This window comes from Actinophytocola sp. (genome assembly GCF_045807065.1).
Classification (GTDB): Bacteria; Actinomycetota; Actinomycetes; order Mycobacteriales; family Pseudonocardiaceae; genus Actinophytocola.
This window is the reverse complement of the sequence record NZ_JBJMIE010000129.1, coordinates 1-4,426: the sequence shown is the minus strand read 5'-3', so window position 1 is coordinate 4,426 and position 4,426 is coordinate 1. Positions and strand designations below refer to the sequence as shown.

3 protein-coding genes are annotated in these 4,426 nt (G+C 71.5%); all 3 read left to right on the top strand.

Annotated elements, in window-relative coordinates:
- The coding region (locus ACJ73U_RS07570) for a peptidoglycan D,D-transpeptidase FtsI family protein (protein WP_407776815.1) at nucleotides 1-1,906 on the top strand (1,906 nt) is incomplete at its 5' end.
- 10 nt (nucleotides 1,907-1,916) lie between these two features.
- The gene (locus tag ACJ73U_RS07565; protein ID WP_407776814.1) at nucleotides 1,917-2,807 is read left to right on the top strand and encodes a haloalkane dehalogenase; all 891 of its coding nucleotides are present in this window, start codon (nucleotides 1,917-1,919) and stop codon (nucleotides 2,805-2,807) included.
- Nucleotides 2,808-2,852: 45 nt separating this feature from the next.
- On the top strand, nucleotides 2,853-4,415 hold the full coding sequence (locus ACJ73U_RS07560; RefSeq protein WP_407776813.1) for an SWIM zinc finger domain-containing protein: 1,563 nt from the start codon (nucleotides 2,853-2,855) through the stop codon (nucleotides 4,413-4,415).
- Nucleotides 4,416-4,426: the final 11 nt, after the last annotated feature.

Here is a 4,426-nt window from a genome sequence, read left to right as displayed (position 1 = left end):
GCCCGTGCCGCCGTCGCCGCGGCGGGCCGCGGGGCCTCGGCGGCTGCCGCGCAGGGTGCGGCCGGCCAACCACCACGTCCGGGTCGTCACGGTGCGGTTCCTCCTCATCGCGGCGCTCGTCGCCGCCGGGCTCAAGCTCGTCCAGGTCCAGGGGTTCGAGGCCGAGGCGCTCGCCGCCAAGGCCGAACGGCAGCGCACCACCGAGATCGACCTGCCCGCGAAGCGCGGCACCATCACCGACCGCAACGGCGTCGACCTCGCCTTCAGCGTCGAGTCCCGCGCGCTCGCCTACCAGCCCCGCGCGGCACGCAAGGCCATCGCGACCTTCAACAAGAACCTCAAGGACGGCGAGGTCAAGGGCACGCCGCTCAACTTCGACACCGAGACCGCCAGGATGGCCCAGGGCATCTCGCGGAAGCTGGGCATCGACGAGCGGGACCTGCTCGGCAAGCTGCGCAGTGACAAGACGTTCGTCTACATCGCCGACAAGGTCGAGCCGGCCGTCGCCCGGGAGATCCAGGACGAGTTCCCGTCGATCGTCACCGAGTACCGCGCCGAGCGCGAGTACCCGGGCAAGTCGACCGCCGCCAACATCATCGGCGTCGCGAACTGGCGGACGGACGACCCGGACCCCAAGAAGCACGACCTGCACGGCCTCGTCGGCCTGGAGTCGCTGCGTGACAACGAGCTCGCCGGCACGCCCGGCCACCAGGTCGCCGCGACCGAGGAGGGCAACAACAGCGTCATCCTCCCGGGCACCGAGCGGGACGTGCGCCCGGCGGTCGACGGCTCGGACCTCGAACTGACCATCGACTCCGACGTGCAGTACTACCTGCAGCAGGCGCTCTCCGCGTACGTCGCGAAGTCCGAGGCCCACGGCGGCAGCGCGGTGATCATGGACGCCAGGAACGGCGAGGTCTACGCGCTCGCCAACGACAAGACGTTCGACCCGAGCCAGCCCGACTGGAACTCCGACCAGGCGCTGCTCGGCGACGTCGCGGTCACCAACGCCTACGAGCCCGGCTCGGTCAACAAGGTCGTCACGGCCCTCTGCGCGATCGACTACAACATCACCTCGCCGCTGGACACGCACACGGTCAAGGACTCGATCAAGGTCTCGGACCGCACCATCGGCGACGCGTGGAACCACCCGGCACAGCAGTTCACCACGACCGGGATCTTCGCGAAGTCGTCGAACGTCGGCACGCTGATGCTCGCCCAGGAGTGCGGGCCGAACCGCTACTCGGACCTGCTCAGGAAGCTCGGCCTCGGCAAGCGCACCGGCGTCGGCCTGCCGGGGGAGAGCCCGGGGTCGGTGCCGCCGCGCAACCAGTGGTCCGGCTCGACGTTCGGCAACCTGCCGATCGGCCAGGGCCTGTCGATGACCGTCCTGCAGATGGCCGGCATGTACCAGACCGTCGCGAACGACGGGGTGCGCGTGCCGCCGAGGATCGTCGCCGCGCGGGTCACCCCGGACGGCAAGCGCATCCCCGAGCCGAAGGCGAAGCCGGTACGCGTGGTCGACGCGAAGACCGCGAAGACCGTGCGGGACATGTTCCGCGCCGTGACGCAGAAGGGCGGCGGCCTCAACAACGGCACGGGGTATCCCGCCGCGCTGCCCGGCTACCAGATCTCCGGCAAGACCGGCACCGCGCAGCAGGCCAAGGACGACGGCTCGGGCTACAGCAACGAGAACTACTGGATCACCTTCGCGGGCATCCTGCCGGCGGACTCCCCGCGGTTCGTCGTGGGCATCGTGCTCGACCGCCCGCACTACGTCGGCGGTCCGCCGGAGGGCAAGTCGGCGGCGCCGCTGTTCCACGACCTGGCGTCCTACCTGGCCCAGCGGTTCAACATCCCGCTGTCGAAGGAGCAGGCCCCGGTCGTGCCCCTCGTCGAGTCGTAGGCTGACCGGCATGGTGCTGCGTACCGACGACTCGCGGTTCGTCTCGTTGCCGGACTTCGGGTACGAGCCGGAGTACGTGTCCGTCGACGGCCTGCGCATGGCGTACGTGTCGGCGGGACCCGTCGACGGGCCGGTCGCGTTGCTGCTGCACGGCGAGCCGAGCTGGTCGTTCCTGTACCGCAAGGTGATGCGGGTGCTCGCCGCGGCCGGGATCCGTGCGATCGCGCCCGACCTGATCGGGTTCGGCCGCTCGGACAAGCCGCCGGCGTCCGCGCACACCTACGCGGCACACGTCGAGTGGGTGCGGTCGTTCGCGTTCGACGCGCTGGACCTGCGGGACGTCACGGTCGTCGGGCAGGACTGGGGCGGTCTCATCGGGTTGCGGGTGGCGGCGGAGCACCAGGAGCGGGTGGCGCGGATCGTCGCGGCGAACACCGGCCTGCCGACCGGCGAGCACGGCATGCCGGACGTGTGGTGGCAGTTCCGCCGCGCCGTGGAGAAGGCACCGGTGCTGGACGTCGGCCGGTTCGTGCAGTCCGGCTGCCGGACGCCGCTCTCCGACGAGGTGCGGGCCGCGTACGACGCGCCCTTCCCCACCGAGGAGTACAAGGTGGCCCCGCGGGTCATGCCGGGCCTGGTGCCGGTGTCGCTGGACGACCCGGCGTCGCCCGCCAACCTGGCGGCCTGGCAGGTGCTGCGGCAGTGGGACAAGCCGTTCCTCTGCGCCTTCAGCGACAGCGACCCGATCACCGGTCCCATGGCCGAGGTGCTGCGTGCCGACGTCCCGGGCGCGGCGGGCATCGACCACCCGACGATCGAGGGCGCCGGCCACTTCCTGCAGGAGGACGCGGGCGAGCGGCTCGGCGAACAGATCGCGAAGTTCCTGCTGCTGCCCCGCTGACCGGGCGTTGTCGAAATTGTCGGTGGCGTGCGCTTTGATTCCCGCATGGCCTGGTTCACCGAGGACGATCTGCGTGCCGCCGCCGGCGAGGGCTCCTTCCGCCGTGGGCGGGAGTACGTCGACGCCGTGGGGGAGTTGCGCCCGACCGCGCTCGGCGTGCGGGCGAGCGTGCGCGGCAAGGACGTCTACGAGGTCTGGCTCGGCCGGGAGAACGACTCGCTCGTCGCCGAGTGCGAGTGCCCCTTCGGCCTGGAGGGCAACTTCTGCAAGCACTGCGTCGCCGTCGGCCTGGTCGTGCTGGCGGACGGGTCGGGCGCGCCGTCGGCCGACCTCGGCGCCTACCTGCGGACGCTGGACCAGCGCGAGCTGGTGGACCTGTTGCTGGAGCACGCGAACCGCGACCCGGCGCTGTACCGGCAGCTGACGCTGCGTGCCGGCGCGAACGGCGCGCCGCAGGTCGCGGTGCTGCGCCGGCAGCTGGACACCGCGCTGCGCGTCCGCGGCTTCGTCGACGGCGACTACGCGACGCGCGCCAAGGACGTGCTCGACACGGTCCACGACCTCGTGGAGTCCGGCCACGCCGCCGAGGCCCGACCCCTCGCCCGGCACGCGGTCGAGCTGCTCGCCTCGGCCGTCGGCGCCGTGGACGACCCGGTGGGCACGGTCGCGGGCGTGTGCCGGCGGGCGGTGAAGCTGTACGCGCGGGCGTGCACGGCGGCCCGCCCGAACCCGACGAAGCTCGCCACCTGGCTGTTCCAGCTGCGGCTCTCGTGGACGACGTGGCCGACCATCGACATCGGCGACTTCGCGGAGCCGCTGGGCGAGGCCGGCCTTGCCGCGTATCGAACCCTGGTGAACGACGCGTGGCACGCGCTGGACGACGACGCCGACCATTCCGTGTTGCGGGCGATGCGGGAGCAGCTGGCCAAGGCGACCGGGGACGTGGACGCGATGGTCGACTGCCTGTCCGACGGGCTGCCCGCCGCGAAGGCCTACCGGGACATCGTCGCGGTGTTGCGCCGTGGCGGGCGCCTGGACGAGGCGATCCGGTGGGCCGAGCGCGGCGTGGGCGAGACGCGGGACGTGGCGCTGACGGAGTTGCTCGTCGCGTCCTATGTGGATGGACAGCGCGGGGACGACGCGGTGGAGCTGCGCAAGGCCGCGCTGCGGGAGGCGCCGACCCGGCACTGCTACGGGTTGCTGCGGGAGACGGCCGTGGCGGTGAAGGTGTGGTCGGGGTTGCGGTCATGGGCGCTGGCCGTGCTGGCGGCCGCGCCGGCGGAGCTGGTCGGGGCGTTGCTGGATGACGACGAGGTGGCCGAGGCCTGGGCGGCGGCGGTCAAGTACGGGTGTGTGGGGGTGGAGGTGGCTCGGCGGTGGGGGTTGACCGAGCCTGCCGATGTGGTGATGGCGTATCAGGGTTTGGTGTCGGCGTGTTTGGAGCAGGGTGGGCGGGAGGCTTATCGGGAGGGTGGGGTGTTGTTGCGGGAGTTGGCGGAGGTGGGTTCTCGGTGTGGGGTGTCGGTGGTTGAGTTCGTTGGTTCTCTCAGGGTTCGGTATGCGCGGAAGCCGGCTTTGTTGGATGAGTTGCGGAGGGCTGGGTTCTGAGTTTCGTGTCT